General features: G+C 64.8%; 11 protein-coding genes and 1 riboswitch. Of the genes, 7 read left to right on the top strand and 4 right to left on the bottom strand.

Annotation, left to right across the window (positions count from 1 at the left end; genetic code table 11):
* Positions 1 to 9: 9 nt before the first annotated feature.
* Complete coding sequence (locus tag L6639_RS32470; protein ID WP_237865684.1) at positions 10 to 393, top strand: nuclear transport factor 2 family protein; 384 nt, start codon at positions 10 to 12, stop codon at positions 391 to 393.
* 49 nt (positions 394 to 442) lie between these two features.
* On the opposite strand, the gene L6639_RS32465 is transcribed toward L6639_RS32470, so the two are convergent.
* Together L6639_RS32465 and L6639_RS32460 are read right to left on the bottom strand one after the other, a co-directional pair.
* On the bottom strand, positions 443 to 2,185 hold the full coding sequence (locus L6639_RS32465; protein ID WP_237865683.1) for a serine hydrolase: 1,743 nt from the start codon (positions 2,183 to 2,185) through the stop codon (positions 443 to 445).
* Positions 2,186 to 2,474: 289 nt separating this feature from the next.
* Positions 2,475 to 3,674 (bottom strand): TrmJ/YjtD family RNA methyltransferase, encoded by a 1,200-nt coding sequence (locus L6639_RS32460; RefSeq protein WP_237865682.1) that lies wholly within the window; start codon positions 3,672 to 3,674, stop codon positions 2,475 to 2,477.
* 300 nt (positions 3,675 to 3,974) lie between these two features.
* Here L6639_RS32460 and L6639_RS32455 point away from each other — a divergent pair, with 300 nt between their 5' ends.
* The 3 genes from L6639_RS32455 (at position 3,975) to L6639_RS32445 (ending at position 7,725) form a co-directional block, all read left to right on the top strand.
* On the top strand, positions 3,975 to 5,702 hold the full coding sequence (locus tag L6639_RS32455; RefSeq protein ID WP_237865681.1) for an alpha/beta hydrolase family protein: 1,728 nt from the start codon (positions 3,975 to 3,977) through the stop codon (positions 5,700 to 5,702).
* 204 nt (positions 5,703 to 5,906) lie between these two features.
* Positions 5,907 to 7,121, top strand: coding sequence for an NADP-dependent isocitrate dehydrogenase (locus L6639_RS32450; RefSeq protein ID WP_237865680.1), 1,215 nt, complete (start codon positions 5,907 to 5,909; stop codon positions 7,119 to 7,121).
* A 103-nt stretch (positions 7,122 to 7,224) separates the two neighbouring features.
* Entirely contained in the window at positions 7,225 to 7,725 is a 501-nt protein-coding gene (locus tag L6639_RS32445) for a DUF3455 domain-containing protein (RefSeq protein ID WP_237865679.1), read from the top strand.
* Between the two features lie 4 nt (positions 7,726 to 7,729).
* On the opposite strand, the gene L6639_RS32440 is transcribed toward L6639_RS32445, so the two are convergent.
* Positions 7,730 to 8,956 carry a cyclic nucleotide-gated ion channel gene (locus L6639_RS32440; RefSeq protein ID WP_237865678.1) on the bottom strand — a complete coding sequence of 409 codons (1,227 nt, stop codon included), beginning with the start codon at positions 8,954 to 8,956 and terminating at the stop codon, positions 7,730 to 7,732.
* 5 nt (positions 8,957 to 8,961) lie between these two features.
* Positions 8,962 to 11,640, bottom strand: a complete 2,679-nt coding sequence (gene alaS, locus L6639_RS32435) for an alanine--tRNA ligase (protein ID WP_237865677.1) — start codon at positions 11,638 to 11,640, stop codon at positions 8,962 to 8,964.
* Positions 11,641 to 11,874: 234 nt separating this feature from the next.
* A riboswitch (glycine riboswitch) is annotated at positions 11,875 to 11,965 on the top strand.
* A 146-nt stretch (positions 11,966 to 12,111) separates the two neighbouring features.
* On the opposite strand from alaS, the gene gcvT reads away from it, so the two are divergent.
* Genes gcvT through gcvP form a run of 3 tightly spaced genes read left to right on the top strand, consistent with a single transcriptional unit; the run spans position 12,112 to position 16,523 of the window.
* Complete coding sequence (gene gcvT / locus L6639_RS32430) at positions 12,112 to 13,260, top strand: glycine cleavage system aminomethyltransferase GcvT (RefSeq protein ID WP_237865793.1); 1,149 nt, start codon at positions 12,112 to 12,114, stop codon at positions 13,258 to 13,260.
* 9 nt (positions 13,261 to 13,269) lie between these two features.
* Complete coding sequence (gene gcvH / locus L6639_RS32425; RefSeq protein WP_237865676.1) at positions 13,270 to 13,638, top strand: glycine cleavage system protein GcvH; 369 nt, start codon at positions 13,270 to 13,272, stop codon at positions 13,636 to 13,638.
* 17 nt (positions 13,639 to 13,655) lie between these two features.
* Positions 13,656 to 16,523, top strand: coding sequence for an aminomethyl-transferring glycine dehydrogenase (gene gcvP / locus L6639_RS32420; protein WP_237865675.1), 2,868 nt, complete (start codon positions 13,656 to 13,658; stop codon positions 16,521 to 16,523).
* The last annotated feature ends 37 nt before the right edge of the window (positions 16,524 to 16,560 follow it).

The following is a 16,560-nucleotide window of genomic DNA, read 5'->3' as shown; positions in this document are numbered from 1 at the left end:
AGACAACCAATGACCCGAACCAACACATCGACCGATCGCATCCACGAGCTGCTTCACCGCAACCTTCAGGAGGTTTTCGGCGAGGGCGACGCGAAGCGCCGCCGTGCCGCAATCGACGAACTCTGGACCGAGAACGCCGCCCTGTATGTCCCGCCAGGTGTCATTGTCGGCCGCGACGCGATCGACAAGTTCGCCGGCGATCTGCGGGCCACGCATCCCCACTTCGTCTACACGCCGATTGGCGAGCCGCAGGCGCTTCACAACGCCGGACGGCTGGCCTGGTCATCAGGTCCGCGCGGCGAAGCCCCTGATTACACCGGCTGGGACGTCATCATCGTGGAGAACGACAGGATCGCTGCGCTATATGTGTTCCTCGATCCGCCAGGGAAGTGACGGCGCATACGCGGGGTGGATTGCGCCTTCGGCTAGCTGACCAATCACCCTACAGTTTGCGCTTCGCAATGAAGGTGCCGTTCGGCTGATGATAAACGAGTTCCTCGATCGCGCCGGACGGGCCGCGGCGGAATTCGGTGCGGTAGCCGTCGAGCTGGACGATGCTGAACGTCGCGCCCTGATAAGGCCGCAAACGGTAGAGCGGCACGAACGGAATTTTCAGCGTAAGCTCGCCCTCGGCATCCTCTGTGACGACGTGGGTCTGGTCGCCGCGAATATATTCGCCGACGCAGGCCGACCGGAACGCGGGGTCAATGCATTCGCCCGCGGCGGCGCGCGTGAAGACGATGTCCGGCACCAGCACCTCGAGCTGGGCCGAGAGACTCGCAATGCTGCCGTCGCGGTCGGTCGCAAAGGTGATCACGAGATCGTCCGGATTGAGGTCTCCCAACACGTAAGGCAACTGGAACGAATCGTAGTGCCGGTGTGCGAGCTTCGCCTTCGTGCGGCGCCAGGCCCAATGCAGGCTGTCGCCGTCTTGTGTGATGACAACCCGGCCATAGGCCGGGTGCTCATAGGCGCCGCAAAAATCCGCGAGATCATGGCTGGGATTCGTATTCAGCTTGCGCGCCGTCGGCTTCGCCGCATCGTCGCTTTTCTGCTGCGCCAGCGCTTTGCGGCGCATGTCGCGCAGGCGGTCCAGCCACGACACCGGTTCGTTGCCGGCGAGATGATCGTGAATGCGGTTGATCAGGATGCTGTGCACCGGATTGCCGCCGGTGTTGGTGAAGACGGCGATGCCGGTGTTTCGCGCCGGGATGAGGCGCATCAGCGTGCTCCAGCCGAGCCAGCCGCCGGAGTGTCCGACCACGCGCTCGCCGCGGTAGGCGGTGTTGTTGAAGCCCAGCCCGTAGTGCGAATGGCCGAACTCCTGCCACTCCGCAGCGCCTGAGAAGACGCGCGGCGATTGCATCTCCCGGATCAGCGTAGACGACAGCAGGCGTTCGCCGGCAAATTCGCCCTCGGCCAACAGGAATTTCATCCAGTTGGCGAGGGCGGCAACCGAGGTGACGATGGCGCCGGCGCCCGTCGTGGTGATGGGGAAGAACTTGCTGCGCGAGCGCACGTCGCCGCGTTCCACCAGATAGGGAACGGCGGCGTCAGCGGCAGCGGCGTACTCCTCTGCTGAAAAGCCGACCGACATTCGCAGTTTATCGGTCAGCCGGGTGCGGACGAAATCCTCATAGCTCTGACCGCTGATGCGCTCGACGACAAGGCCGGCGACGTTGTAGGCGAGATTGTTGTATTGAAACTCGGTGCGGATGTCCCGGGCCGGCTCGAGGTGACGCAGCGCGCTCATCATCTCGCCGCGCGAGAGATCGGCTGGAATCCATATCCAGTCGTGGCGAGGCAGGCCGGAGTGATGGCTGAGCAGGTCGCGCACGGTGACTCGATCGGTCGCGATCGCGTCATGCAGGCGGAATTCGGGAATGCTGTCGCGGACAGGTTTGGTCCAGTCGAGCCGTCCCTCGTCCACCAGCAGCGCCAACGCCGTGGCGGTGAACGTTTTGGTGATCGAGCAGATCAGGAATTGCGTCTCTGGCGTCGCGGGCAGCCCGGTCTCGACGTCGCGCTGGCCCCACGCCCTGAGCAAGACCGTCTCGCCGTTTTGCACGACGGCGAGCGTCGTGGCCGGCACCTGCCACTCCGCCATCACCTCCGCAGCCAGCGCGTCGAGCTCGGGGATGAGGGCTGTGATGGTCGTGTCGCTTCGGGCAGATCGGCTGGACATGGCACGCTCTTTCTTCCGTTCGCCGCCACAACCGCTGGATGACGACCCGCAATGTTACAAATCGTAGCATTGACAATCCACCGATTGCAAGCCGAGGGCGAAGCGACATGGGTCACCGCTTCCGCCTTTGCGCTTCGAGCTACGGCGGCGCGGATCGTAACCCTCGCTACAAGCGAGGTCTCGGGTGGGCAAAGCGCAAGCGTGCCCACGACTTCTATCTCGGCTTCGCGCGGGGCAATGGTGGGACGTTTCGCTTTGCTCACCCTACGAGACCTGTGCGTGACGAGACCTACGCGCTCTGCTCCACCATCCCCTGCAGCCGCACCAACTCCGCCTCCAGATCCCGCTCCACATCCGCGGCCCGGATCTCCAGCACGCGATAATCGCGCGCCTCCAGCCATGCCCGCCTTGACGCGCGGTCGGCAGCGATGGTCTCGCCCTCGCCCGGGTTGACCAGCTCGATCGCGATCCGATGCGGGAACGAGACGAAGTCCGGGATGTGCCGCCCCACCGGGGTCTGGCGCTTGAACCCACCGGCGAAGCGGCGGTCGCGCGTGAGCGCCTGCCAGAGCAGGCGTTCGGCATCTGTCGGGTTGCGGCGGAGCAGGCGCGCGAGGCCGCGCACGGTCGAGCCGCTGTCGGGCGTGCCGCCGGCCTGCCCATGCTCGGCCAGCAGCGCACGCAGGCGCGTGGCTTGCTCGCCGTCGAGCACGCCGCCCTTTGCCGGGCCCTTGCGTCCCTCCGCGATCGCCATGACGACTCCATGGAGGGTGTGCATGTCCTGCTTGGTCGGCTCCATCCGGCTGAAAATGTTGCGCAGGTTGACCAGCATGGTGTCGCGCTTCTCGGCCGGGCGCAAAAATTCGACGCGGTCGAGCTCGCGGATGAGGTTGTCGAAGAAGGCCTGCATCTGGTGCTGCGAGGCGCGCTCGGAACGTTCAGGCATGGCGTGCGGCAGCTCGCCCGCCGTCGCCTGCTTGAACCATTCGTAGCCGACCAGCAGCACGGCCTGGGCGAGGTTGAGTGAGGCAAAGCCCGGATTGACCGGGAAGGTGATGATGCGGTTGGAGAGTCCGACCTCCTCATTGGTCAGTCCCCAGCGCTCGCGCCCGAATAGGATGCCGGCCTTGCCGCCGGTCGCCACATGCCCGGCGATCTCGCTGGCTGCGGCTTCCGGCCCCACCACCGGCTTGGCCTGGTCATGCGGGCGCGCGGTGGTGGCGAACAACAGGTCGAGATCGGCGACCGCCTGCTCGACCGTGTCGAAGAGTTCGACCTTGTCCAGAATGTGGTCGGCCCCGGCGGCGGCCCGCTGCGCGGCGATGTTCGGCCAGCCGTCGCGCGGATTGACGATGCGCAAAGCGCTCAAGGCAAAATTGCCCATGGCGCGCGCGGCCATGCCGATGTTTTCCCCGAGCTGCGGCTCGACCAGGATCACGATCGGGCCGTCGAGGGCGAGCCCTGCCTTGGTCTTGTCGGTGCCGGACATTCTCAGTTCACTTTCTGGTTCAGCGTTCGTCTCGTTCAGCTTCCGAAGGAGGTTGAACTCCAGTCCGAAGACGCTGATCCAAGCCCTCATCCACGCAGTCGTGCCGCCTTCCGTGCGGCGCAATTTCTTAAGCCGAGATAACAGGGTTAGCGGCGTTTGCGAAACCGCAATCGCACCTCAATTGGGGACGATTTCGCCGCCCGGCTTGCGCGCGCTTTGCTTTCGGATATGGCTATCAACCACAACCAAAGCGAAGCCGAAAGGCCTGAGCTGAAGCAACAATTGAGTGGGGGGATGGCGATGCTGAGCCGATGGAAATTGGCGCTTCTGGGACTGGTCCTGATCGTGGTGGGCGGCCTCATCGCCCATCTGACGCAAACCGCCGGCGGCGTCCGGATCCAGGATGTCAGGTTCAAGGGCGCCAAGGGCAACACCATGAGTGCGCTGCTCTACATCCCCGCGAATGCCACCGCGAAGACCCCGGCACCCGGCATCCTCGCCGTCCACGGCTACATCAATTCGCGCGAGACCCAGGACGGCTTCGCCATCGAATTCGCCCGTCGCGGCTATGTCGTGCTGGCGCTGGACCAGACCGGCCATGGCTATAGCGACCCACCCGCCTTCGCCAACGGTTTTGGCGGCCCCGACGGCCTCGCCTATCTCCGAAGCCTCGACATGGTCGACAAGGCGAATATTGGCCTCGAGGGCCACTCCATGGGTGGCTGGACGGTCCTGGCCGCGGCAGCCGCGATGCCTGATGATTACAAGTCGATGGTGCTGGAAGGCTCCTCGACCGGCAAACCTTTCGCTGCGGACGGCACTACGAGCTGGCCGCGCAATGTGGCGCTCGTGTTCGCCCAGTACGAGGAATTCTCCACTTTGATGTGGGGCGTCGACCTTGCCCGCGATGTCACCAAGAGCCCGAAGCTGTGGGCGATGTTCGGCACGCAGGGGCCGGTCGAGCCAGGCAAGGTCTATGGCGATCCGGCGGCCGGCACCGCCCGGGTGTTGTACACGCCTGCTATCACGCACCCGGCCGAGCACATTTCGCATGAAGCGATCGGCTACAGCCTCGACTGGTTCGCCAAGACGTTGCAAGGCGGCACGCCCCGGCCGGCCGACGACCAGATCTGGTTCCGCAAGGAGTTCGGCACGTTGATCGCGCTCGTCGGTTTCGTCGTGCTGTTGATCGGCACCTTCGACGGCCTGCTGGAGGCGCCGATGTTCTCCCGCCTGCGCCTGCCCGCCGTCCCCGACGGCAGCATGCCGCCCCATCAGGCCGCCGCGGGCCGGCGCTGGACCACGGCGTTCATCCTGTCCGCCTTCATCCCGGCGCTGACCTATTACCCGGCCTTTGCGCTCGGCGGTACCTTCGTGACGCCGTCAGCATTCCTGCCGCAGGGCATCACCAACCAGATCCTGGTCTGGGCCATCATCAACGGCCTGATCACACTGGCGCTGATGGGCTTCGCCCCGAAGCGCAAGAGCCGGGCCGGGCTGCTCGGCCAGTCGCTCGTGATCGCTGTCGTCTCGGTCGCGGTTGGTTATGCCGCGCTGTGGCTCACCGACCTCGCCTTCAAGATCGACTTCCGCTTCTGGATCATCGCGCTGAAGCTGATGAACCCGAAGCAGGTTCTGATCTTCCTGATTTACCTCGCTCCGTTCACGGCATTTTTCGTCGTGGCACTGCACGTGCTGCACCGGAATTTCTCGACCATGGAGGCGCCGCGGCTCGCGCTTTATCTGACCAATATCCTGGCGCTCACGTTCGGCTTCATCGTGCTGCTGGCCCTGCAATACGGCACGCTCTGGCTGACCGGGAAGCTGTTCAACCCGCTGCCCGACCCCGGCTTCGTGCCGCTCTCGACCATCGTCGCCATCCAGTTCGTGCCGCTGCTCGCCATCGTCGCCGTGATCGCGACCTTCACCTGGCGACGGACCGGATCGAGCCTGCCGGGCGCCCTGATCTCGGGCCTGTTCGTGACCTGGTACATCGTAGCAGGCACGGCCACCCAGGCTGCCTTTTAGAGGCGCTCCGGAAGGGCCCCGGATCGCGTGCGGGATGGGTGCCCAAACAAGGTGCTGCATCAGTCATTCCGGCCTCGCCGGAATGACTGATCTCGGCGAAAAGATGGGCTGAAAGTGCATAACCGCTCCGCTTCCGCCCGCCCCCGGGCGGTGCTATAGCGCGGGAGATTTCCACCACCAGTTCCCAAGAAGGCTTCTCCGATCATGGCAAAAATCAAGGTATCCAATCCCGTCGTCGAACTCGATGGCGACGAGATGACCCGGATCATCTGGCAGTACATCAAGGACAAGCTGATCAACCCGTTCCTGGATGTCGAGCTGCAGTATTTCGACCTGGGCATGGAGTACCGCGACCACACCAACGATCAGGTGACCATCGACGCCGCCGAGGCGATCAAGAAGGTCGGCGTCGGCGTCAAGTGCGCCACCATCACCCCTGATGAAGCCCGGGTGAAGGAGTTCAACCTCAAGCAGATGTGGAAGTCGCCGAACGGCACCATCCGCAACATCCTCGGCGGCGTGATCTTCCGCGAGCCGATCATCTGCAAGAATGTGCCGCGCCTGGTTCCCGGCTGGACCAAGCCGATCATCATCGGCCGCCACGCCTATGGTGACCAGTACCGCGCGACCGACTTCAAGTTCCCCGGCAAGGGCACCCTGTCGATGAAGTTCGTCGGCGAGGACGGCACCGTGATCGAGAAGGAAGTGTTCAAGGCTCCGGGCGCCGGCGTGGCCATGGAGATGTACAATCTCGACGACTCCATCATCGACTTCGCCCGCGCTTCACTGAACTACGGCCTGCTGCGCAACTACCCGGTCTATCTGTCGACCAAGAACACGATTCTGAAGGTCTATGACGGCCGCTTCAAGGACATCTTCCAGGACATCTACGACCGCGAGTTCAAGAAGGAATTCGAGGCAAAGGGCCTGACCTACGAGCACCGCCTGATCGACGACATGGTCGCCTCGGCGCTGAAATGGTCCGGCGGCTATGTCTGGGCCTGTAAGAACTACGACGGCGACGTGCAGTCCGATACGGTCGCGCAGGGCTACGGCTCGCTCGGCCTGATGACCTCGGTGCTACTCACCCCGGACGGCAAGACCGTCGAAGCGGAAGCCGCCCACGGCACCGTGACCCGTCACTACCGCGAGCACCAGAAGGGCAAGGAGACCTCGACCAACTCGATCGCGTCGATCTTCGCCTGGACCCGTGGCCTGTCGCACCGCGCCAAGCTCGACAACAATGCCGAGCTAGCGAAGTTCGCAAGCACGCTGGAGAAGGTCTGCGTCGACACCGTCGAAGAGGGCTACATGACCAAGGACCTCGCGCTCCTGGTCGGTGCCGACCAGCGCTGGCTCTCGACCACAGGCTTCCTCGACAAGGTCGCTGACAATCTCGTGAAGGCGCTCGCGGCGTAATTCGCCCGCGCATTATTTTCGCCCGGTCGGGGTTAAACATCATGATGGGCCGCGCGCAGGCGCGGCCCATTCGTTTTTTGAGAGCCCTTTGCGGAGATAGACTATGTTCGTCAAGTTTGCCGTCCCCTGCCTGTTGTCACTTGCGGCCATGATTGGACCAGCAGGGGCTGCGGAGCTTCCCGACGCCATCGCCGCATCGGGCGAGACCACGGTCCTCAGCGTCCACGCCGAGGGCGCGCAGGTCTACGAGTGCAAGGCCGGTGCCGACGGCAAGCTCGCCTGGGCCTTCCGCGAGCCGATCGCGACGCTGCTCTCCGAGGGCAAGACCATCGGCCGTCACTATGCCGGGCCGAACTGGGAGCATGCCGACGGCAGCGCCGTGGTCGGCAAGGCCATCGGCAACGCACCGGGCGCAACGGCTGCCGATATCCCCTTGCTGAAGCTCGAGGTTGCCTCCCGCCGCGGCAGCGGCGTGTTGACGCCTGTGACCACCGTCCAGCGCATCAACACCCATGGCGGCAAGCTAGACGGGGCCTGCGACAAGGCCGGCGAGTTCAGAAGCGCGCCCTACTCGGCTGAATACGTCTTCCTGAAAAAGGGCTGATCGCTCAGCGGTCGCCGCCGTCGCGCTCGGCCTGCGCGAGCTCGGCTGCGGCGAGATCGCCGGTCTCTTCCAGCCGCGCTTTCGCTGTCTGGTGGACATGGGCGGCAAGCATGGGCATGCGCGCGATCAGGGCGTGAAAATCCTGCGCGTCGAGCACCAAGAGGCGCGTCTTGCGCGTCGCCGTCACCGTGCCGCTGCGTTTTGTCTTGTGTAGCAGCGCGATCTCGCCGAAGAAGGTGCCGTCGGTGAGCAGCACATGCTGGCTCGGCAGCGCGATCTCGACCTCGCCTGCGGTGATGAAATACATCGACGAGGCGGGATCCCCTCGCCGCACCAAAATCTCGCCCTGCTCGACGGTGCGTGCGCGCAAGAGCCGCATGATGTCGGCGATCTCCGCGGCCGCCAGATGCGAGAACAGCGGCACCCGGGCCAGCATGCCCCAGGTCACGACGAAGTCGCGCCGCTTCACCTCTTCGGCAAACGCGGTCGAGATGATGGCGACCGGCAGCGCGATCATGGCAAAACCTGAGATGATCGCGAACACCGAGACAAATTTTCCGAGCGCCGTCACCGGCACGACGTCTCCATAGCCGACGGTGCCGAGCGTCACGATCGCCCACCACATCGCCTGCGGGATGGTGCCGAGCTTGTCCGGCTGCACGTCGCGCTCGATGGCGTAGAGCAGCGAGGCGAAGGTCAGCACCACGCCGATCAGGATGACGACGCAGCCGATCAGCGCCCGCCGCTCGGCATGCACAGCCGCCAGCAGCGAGCGCATCGCCGGCGAGTAGCGGATCAGCTTGAAGAACGGCAGCACGCCGAGGGCTGCGAGCGTCGCGTGGCGCCCCGTGGTCAGCACGATCGCAGCCGGCAGGAATGCCATGAGGTCGATGATGCCGAGCGCCGAGAAGGCGTAGCCGAGCCGGTCGGCGAGCGCCGAGCCCTTGCGCGGCGTGTGGCCCGCCACCGTCCACAGCCGTGCCGCATATTCCAGCGCGAACACGATCACGGACAGGATCGTGATCGCCGAGAACAGCGTCCCGAATTGCGCGTCGAGATCCGGCACCGAGGCCAGAACCATCGCGGTCACGTTCAGCACGATGACGCCGATGATGATCTGGATGAAGCGCGATCCGGCCGAATAGGCCAGCGGATCGTGCTCCAGCAATTCGTAGAGGCGATCCCTTAAGTTCGGATCGCGAAGCCCACGTCCTCGCGGAACGAGGCGCATGGCGATTACGCAGCCCCCATCGCTTTCTCGATCGCCGCCAGCGCCTCGGACGCCTTGGCGCCATCGGGGCCGCCGGCCTGCGCCATGTCGGGCCGGCCGCCGCCGCCCTTGCCGCCGAGCGCTTCGGATGCGACGCGCACGAGGTTCACGGCGTTGAAGCGCGCGGTCAGGTCCGCGGTGACGCCGACCACGACGCCCGCCTTGCCGTCCTCGGTGACGCCGATGATGGCGACCACGCCGGAGCCGATCTGCTTCTTAGCCTCGTCCGCGAGGCTCTTGAGATCCTTCATCTCGATGCCCTCGACCGCACGCGCCATCAGCTTGACGCCGCCGACCTCGCGCACGCCAGCAGCTGCGCCGCCACCGGCGGACGCGCCGCCGCCCATCGCCAGCTTCTTGCGGGCGTCGGAGAGCTCGCGCTCGAGCTTCTTGCGCTCCTCCATCAGCGCGGTGATGCGCGCCGGGACGTCGTCGAGCGAGGTGCGCAGCTCGTTCGCCGCGGTCTTCGCCAGCGCCATGGTCTCGTTGGCATGCCGGCGCGCGAAATTGCCGGTCAGCGCCTCGATACGGCGGACGCCGGAGGCCACCGCGCTCTCGCCGGTCAGCGTGATCAGGCCGATATCGCCGGTGCGCCGCACATGCGTCCCGCCGCAGAGCTCGACCGACCAGCCGAGCGCATTGGCGCCGCGCTCGCGCGCGGTCTTGCCCATCGAGACGACACGAACCTCGTCGCCGTACTTCTCGCCGAACAGGGCGCGCGCCCCAGCCTCACGTGCTTCATCGACACCCATCACGCGGGTGGTGACCTCGTCGTTCTCCAGCACCACGTCGTTGGCGATGTCCTCGACGCGGGCAAGCTCCTCCGCCGTGATCGGTTTCGGATGCACGAAGTCGAAGCGCAGGCGATCCGGCGCGACCATCGAGCCGCGCTGGGCAATGTGATCGCCGAGCACCTGGCGCAGCGCCTCGTGAATGAGATGCGTCGCCGAGTGATGCGCACGGATCGACGAGCGCCGCGAATGGTCCACCTCGAGCTGCAGCGCCGTGCCGACCTTCAGCTCGCCGCTCTCGACGGTGCCGACATGCACGAAGAAATCGCCGAGCTTTTTCTGCGTGTCGGTGACGCGGAACTTGATGCCGCCCTCACCCGTGAGCACGCCGGTGTCGCCGACCTGGCCGCCGGATTCCGCGTAGAACGGCGTCTGGTTCAGCAGCAGCGCGCCGGTATCGCCGGCCTTCAGGCTGGCGACTTCAGCGCCGTCCTTTACCAAGGCCGAGACCACGCCTTCGGCGCTCTCGGTCTCATAGCCCAGGAATTCGGTCGCACCGAGCTTCTCGCGCAGCGGGAACCAGATCGCCTCGCTCGCCGCTTCGCCCGATCCCTTCCAGGACTCGCGCGCCTTGGCCTTCTGACGCTCCATCGCATCCGTGAACGACGCTTGATCCACGCCGATGCCGCGCGACTTCAGCGCGTCCTGGGTCAGGTCAAGCGGGAAGCCGTAGGTATCGTACAGCGTGAAGGCGACGTCGCCATCGAACATGTCGCCTTTCTTCAAGGACGCGCTCTTCTCGTCGAGGATGGCGAGGCCGCGCGAAAGCGTCTTGCGGAAGCGGGTCTCTTCCAGCCGCAGCGTTTCCTCGATCAGGTTTTCCGCGCGCATCAAATCGGGATAGGCCTGGCCCATCTCGCGGACCAGCGCCCAGACCAGGCGATGCATCAGCGGCTCCTTGGCGCCGAGCAGCTGCGCATGGCGCATCGCGCGGCGCATGATCCGGCGCAGCACATAGCCGCGGCCTTCGTTCGAAGGCAGCACGCCGTCAGAGACGAGGAAGGCCGAGGAGCGCAGATGATCGGCGATGACGCGGAACGAGGCAACCGTTTGCTCGTTCGGCCCGGCGCCGAGCGCCGACGACGTCGCATCGATCAAATGACGAAACAAGTCGGTCTCGAACACGCTGTCGACGCCCTGCATGATGCAAGCCATGCGCTCGAGGCCCATGCCGGTGTCGATCGAAGGACGCGGCAGATCCACGCGCTCCTCCTTCGTCACCTGCTCATATTGCATGAACACGAGATTCCAGAATTCGAGGAAGCGGTCACCGTCTTCTTCCGGAGAGCCGGGAGGGCCACCCCAGATGTGGTCGCCGCGATCGATGAAGATTTCCGAGCACGGACCGCACGGACCGGTGTCGCCCATCGCCCAGAAATTGTCCGAGGTCGGGATGCGGATGATGCGGTCGTCGGAGAAGCCGGCGATCTTCTTCCAGAGCCCGTGCGCCTCGTCGTCGGTGTGGTAGACAGTGACGAGCAGCTTGTCCTTCTTCAGCCCGAAATCCTTGGTGATGAGCTTCCAGGCGAGCTCGATCGCGCGCTCCTTGAAATAGTCGCCGAACGAGAAGTTGCCGAGCATCTCGAAGAAGGTGAGATGGCGCGCGGTGTAGCCGACATTGTCGAGATCGTTGTGCTTGCCGCCGGCGCGCACGCATTTCTGCGAGGTGGTCGCGCGCTGGTAAGGCCGCTTCTCGACGCCGGTGAAGACGTTCTTGAACTGCACCATGCCGGCATTGGTGAACATCAACGTCGGATCGTTGCGCGGCACCAATGGCGAGGACGACACGATCTCGTGGCCGTTCTCGGCAAAGAAGTTCAGAAAGGTCGACCTGATCTCGTTGACGCCGCTCATGTTCATCCAATCGGGTGTGCTTGGACCCGCCAATTTGCCATCCAAACCTGTCGATTTGGGCTGATATCTGCGGGCCAAAGCGCTTTTAGACAAGGCCAGCTTCGCTGTCCAGAAACTGTGCAAGCAGATCAGAGGGTTGCCGCAGTCGCGTCATCCCCCAGCAATCCCGTTGAAAGCCGCAATCCCTGCGTTGACAGGCTTGGCTGGCCTGTGGTCTGTACCCATCTGTATCGTACGGCCACGTCGGGAGAGACCGGCATCAGCTAGCCGGCGCCGAAGGAGCAACCGCCCCGGAAACTCTCAGGCAAAAGGACCGCGTGGCTTTGACGACATCTGGAAAGAGGCGCTGACGGGCTTAAGACCCGGATAGTGTCCGCCGACGGGATAATACTCTCAGGCACAGCGACAGATGGGGCTTCGACTGGTTTGTCTCGGGGAATCATCCCCGGGGAACCGCCGAGGGCCCCTGTGATGTCCGTGCGTGATGACAAAGACTCCCTGGAACGTACCCCCCTTTACGACCTGCATGTGTCTCTTGGCGGCAAGATGGTGCCGTTCGCGGGCTATGACATGCCCGTGCAGTACCCCGCCGGCGTGCTGAAAGAGCACCTCCATACCCGCACCTCCGCCGGCCTGTTCGACGTCTCCCATATGGGCCAGATCCGCGTCCTGCCGAAGTCCGGCAAGGTCGAGGATGCCGCCCGCGCGCTGGAGCGGTTGGTGCCGCAGGACATCGTGGCGATCGCACCGGGCCGCCAGCGCTACGCCCAGTTCACCAATGAAGCCGGCGGCATCCTCGACGATCTCATGGTCGCCAATTTCGGCGACCACCTGTTCCTGGTCGTCAACGCCGCCTGCAAGGCCGAGGACGAGGCGCATCTGCGCGCGAATCTCTCGGACACCTGCATCATCGATTCGCTTGCCGATCGGGCGCTGATTGCGCTGCAGGGCCCAAAGGCGGAGTCGGCGCTGGCGAAATTATGTGCAGCGGCGCCCACCATGAAGTTCATGGATGCGGGCGCGCATGAGGTCGCCGGCATCAAGTGCTTGGTCTCGCGCTCGGGCTACACCGGCGAGGACGGTTTTGAGATTTCTGTCCCGGCGGCCGACGCCGAACGTCTGGCGAAGATGCTGCTCGAAAATCCGGATGTGATGCCGGTCGGCCTTGGCGCCCGCGACAGCCTGCGGCTCGAGGCCGGGCTCTGCCTCTACGGCCACGATATCGACACCGAGACCACGCCGGTCGAAGCCGCGCTGGAATGGTCGGTGCAGAAGAGCCGCCGCACCGGCGGCGCCCGCGCCGGCGGATGTCCCGGGGCTGAAAAGATCCTCGCGCATTTCGATCACGGCGCGTCCCGCCGCCGCGTCGGCCTGCGTGCCGAGGGCCGCGCGCCGGTGCGCGAGGGCGCATTGCTGTTTGCAGATAGCGAAGGCGGCGAGGCAATCGGAAAGGTCACTTCAGGCGGCTTCGGCCCCAGCCTGAATGCGCCTGTTGCGATGGGCTACGTGCCCACTGCCTTAAGCGCATTCGGCACAAAACTCTTCGCCGAGGTGCGCGGGCAACGTCTGCCGCTCACCGTCGCCGCCATGCCCTTCGTGAAAAACACCTACAAACGCTGAGGATCGAAAATGACCACGACGCTGTACACCTCCGACCATGAATGGCTCGCGATCGACGGCGATGTCGCCACCGTCGGCATAACCGATTACGCGCAGTCGCAGCTCGGCGACGTCGTGTTCGTCGAATTGCCCAAGGTCGGCCGTACCTTGAAGAAGGCGGAAGCCGCCGCCGTCGTGGAATCGGTCAAGGCCGCCTCCGACGTCTACGCACCGATCTCGGGCGAAGTGCTCGAAACCAACGACGCGCTCGCCGCCGAGCCCGCACTGGTGAACTCGGACGCGCAAAGCAAAGCCTGGTTCTTCAAGATGAAAATTGCCGACAAGAGCGAGCTTGGCGGCCTTATGGATGAAGCCGCCTACAAGGCACATACGGCTTAAAGACGATGGAGCAAGCGATGACCGCGCACCGTAAATCCAGCGGCGAGACCGCCGCCAATTTCGCTCGCCGCCACATCGGCCCCTCCGCGCGCGATGTCACCGCAATGTTAGAGACGGTCGGCGCCAAAAGCGTCGACGCGCTGATGGCGGAAACGCTCCCCAGTTCGATCCGGCAGGCCGCCCCGCTCGATCTCGGCAAGCCGCTGAGCGAGACCGAGGCGATCGCGCATATGGCCGAGCTCGCACGGCAGAACCAGGTCTTCACCTCGCTGATCGGCCAAGGCTATTCCGGCACGATTTTGCCCGCGGTGATCCAGCGCAATATCCTGGAGAACCCGGCCTGGTACACGGCCTACACGCCCTACCAGCCCGAGATCAGCCAGGGCCGGCTGGAAGCGCTGTTCAATTTCCAGACCATGATCTGCGATCTCACCGGGCTCGACGTCGCCAACGCCTCGCTGCTTGACGAGGCGACCGCGGCGGCCGAAGCCATGGCGCTCGCCGAGCGGCATTCGAAGGTCGAAGCAAAGGCCTTCTTCGTCGACAAGGACGTGCATCCGCAGACGTTGGCTGTGATGCGCACCCGCGCCGAGCCGCTCGGCTGGACTCTGGTCGTCGGCGATCCGCTCACCGATCTCGACAAGGCGGACGTGCTCGGTGCGCTGCTGCAATATCCTGGAACTTCCGGCGCCTTGCGCGACCTCCGGCCCGCGATCGCGGCGCTGAAGGCCAAGGGCGCGCTTGCGATCGTTGCGGCCGATCTGCTGGCGCTGACGCTGATTGCTTCGCCCGGCGAGCTCGGTGCCGACATCGCTGTTGGTTCGGCGCAGCGCTTTGGCGTGCCGATGGGTTATGGCGGACCGCACGCGGCCTATATGGCGGTGCGCGATGCGCTGAAGCGCTCGCTGCCCGGCCGCATCGTCGGCCTCTCCGTGGATTCCCGCGGTGCCCCCGCCTATCGCCTCGCGCTGCAGACCCGCGAGCAGCACATCCGCCGCGAGAAGGCGACCTCCAACATCTGCACCGCGCAGGTGCTGCTCGCCGTGATCGCCGCGATGTATGCGACCTATCACGGCCCCGAGGGCCTCACGCAGATCGCGCGTACTGTCCATCGCCGCACCGCGGTGCTTGCCGCGGGCTTGCGCAAGCTCGGTTTTGCGCCTGATAGCGATACCTTCTTCGACACGCTCAGCGTCGATGCGGGCGCCAAGCGCACTGAGATCGTCGCGCGCGCAGCTGCCGAGAAGATCAATCTCGGTGTTGGTGACGCGAGCTTGCGCATCGCGCTCGACGAGACCACGACGCCGGCGACGGTCGAAGCCGTCTGGCGCGCCTTCGGCGGCACGCTTGCCTACGCCGAGTTAGATGCCACCACGCGCGAGGCGCTGCCGGACGATCTGAAGCGCACCACGACGTTCCTCACCCATCCGGTGTTCCACGCGCATCGCTCGGAGACCGAGATGCTGCGCTACATGCGCAAGCTCAGTGATCGCGACCTCGCGCTCGACCGCGCCATGATCCCGCTGGGCTCCTGCACGATGAAGCTGAACGCGACCACCGAGATGATGTCGCTGACCTGGCCGGAATTCGGCAACCTTCACCCGTTCGCCCCGCGCGAGCAGGCCGCCGGCTATCACGCGCTGTTCGCGCGGCTGGAAAAATGGCTGTGCGACATCACCGGTTATGACGCGATCTCGCTGCAGCCGAATTCGGGCGCGCAAGGCGAATATGCGGGCCTGCTCGCGATCCGCGCCTATCACGCGGCGCGTGGAGAGAGCCACCGCAAGATCTGCCTGATCCCCTCCTCTGCCCACGGCACCAACCCGGCCTCGGCCGCGATGGTCGGCATGGACGTGGTGGTGGTCGCCTGCGAGAAGAATGGCGACGTCGACGTCAACGATCTCCGTGCCAAGGCGGAACAGCATTCGAACGATCTTGCCGCTGTGATGATCACCTATCCCTCGACCCATGGTGTGTTCGAGGAGCATATCAAGGAGATCTGCGACATCGTCCACGGCCATGGCGGCCAGGTGTATCTCGACGGCGCCAACCTCAACGCACAGGTCGGCCTCAGCAGGCCTGGCGATTACGGCGCCGATGTCAGCCATCTCAACCTGCACAAGACCTTCTGCATCCCGCATGGCGGCGGCGGCCCCGGCATGGGCCCGATCGGCGTGAAGGCGCATCTGGCGCCGTTCCTGCCCGGTCATCCCGCAACTCAGGCTGACGCACCCGTGGGTCCGGTTTCAGCCGCGCCGTTCGGCTCAGCCTCGATCCTCACGATCTCCTACATCTACATCCTGATGATGGGCGGCGAAGGATTGAAGCGCGCCACCGAGATCGCGATCCTCAATGCCAATTACATCGCCGCGCGCCTCGATGCGCATTTCCCGGTGCTTTACAAGAACGAGAAGGGCCGCGTCGCGCATGAGTGCATCGTCGATCCCCGTCCGTTGAAGACGACCTCGGGCGTCACCGTCGACGACATCGCAAAGCGCCTGATCGATTACGGCTTCCATGCGCCCACCATGAGCTTCCCGGTGCCGGGCACGCTGATGATCGAGCCAACCGAGTCGGAATCGAAGGCGGAGTTGGATCGCTTCTGCGATGCCATGATCGCGATCCGGAAAGAAATCGCCGAGGTCGAGGCCGGCCGCTTCAAGATCGAGGCATCGCCGCTGCGTCACGCCCCGCACACCGTGCACGACATCGCAGACGACGATTGGAAGCGCGCCTACGCCCGCAGCGAGGGCTGCTTCCCCGATGGCGTCTCGCGCACCGACAAATATTGGTGCCCCGTCGGCCGCGTCGACAACGTCTATGGCGACCGCAACCTCGTGTGCTCCTGCCCGCCGGTGAGCGATTACGCGGAAGCTGCGGAGTAAGATGCGGCGTAGGTCTCTCAAGGGTCGGCAAAGCGGA

This window comes from Bradyrhizobium zhengyangense (assembly GCF_022012555.1).
Classification (GTDB): Bacteria; Pseudomonadota; Alphaproteobacteria; order Rhizobiales; family Xanthobacteraceae; genus Bradyrhizobium; species Bradyrhizobium zhengyangense.
This window is presented reverse-complemented; position numbering and strand designations above follow the sequence as displayed.

Bases quoted from the DNA above. Each gene is read 5' to 3' on its own strand.
- gcvT (WP_237865793.1), top strand. From the start codon at position 12,112: ATGTCCGTGCGTGATGACAAAGACTCCCTGGAACGTACCCCCCTTTAC.
- alaS (WP_237865677.1), bottom strand. From the start codon at position 11,640: ATGAGCGGCGTCAACGAGATCAGGTCGACCTTTCTGAACTTCTTTGCC.
- L6639_RS32440 (WP_237865678.1), bottom strand. From the start codon at position 8,956: ATGCGCCTCGTTCCGCGAGGACGTGGGCTTCGCGATCCGAACTTAAGG.
- L6639_RS32465 (WP_237865683.1), bottom strand. From the start codon at position 2,185: ATGTCCAGCCGATCTGCCCGAAGCGACACGACCATCACAGCCCTCATC.
- L6639_RS32460 (WP_237865682.1), bottom strand. From the start codon at position 3,674: ATGTCCGGCACCGACAAGACCAAGGCAGGGCTCGCCCTCGACGGCCCG.
- gcvH (WP_237865676.1), top strand. From the start codon at position 13,270: ATGACCACGACGCTGTACACCTCCGACCATGAATGGCTCGCGATCGAC.
- gcvP (WP_237865675.1), top strand. From the start codon at position 13,656: ATGACCGCGCACCGTAAATCCAGCGGCGAGACCGCCGCCAATTTCGCT.
- L6639_RS32470 (WP_237865684.1), top strand. From the start codon at position 10: ATGACCCGAACCAACACATCGACCGATCGCATCCACGAGCTGCTTCAC.
- L6639_RS32450 (WP_237865680.1), top strand. From the start codon at position 5,907: ATGGCAAAAATCAAGGTATCCAATCCCGTCGTCGAACTCGATGGCGAC.
- L6639_RS32445 (WP_237865679.1), top strand. From the start codon at position 7,225: ATGTTCGTCAAGTTTGCCGTCCCCTGCCTGTTGTCACTTGCGGCCATG.
- L6639_RS32455 (WP_237865681.1), top strand. From the start codon at position 3,975: ATGCTGAGCCGATGGAAATTGGCGCTTCTGGGACTGGTCCTGATCGTG.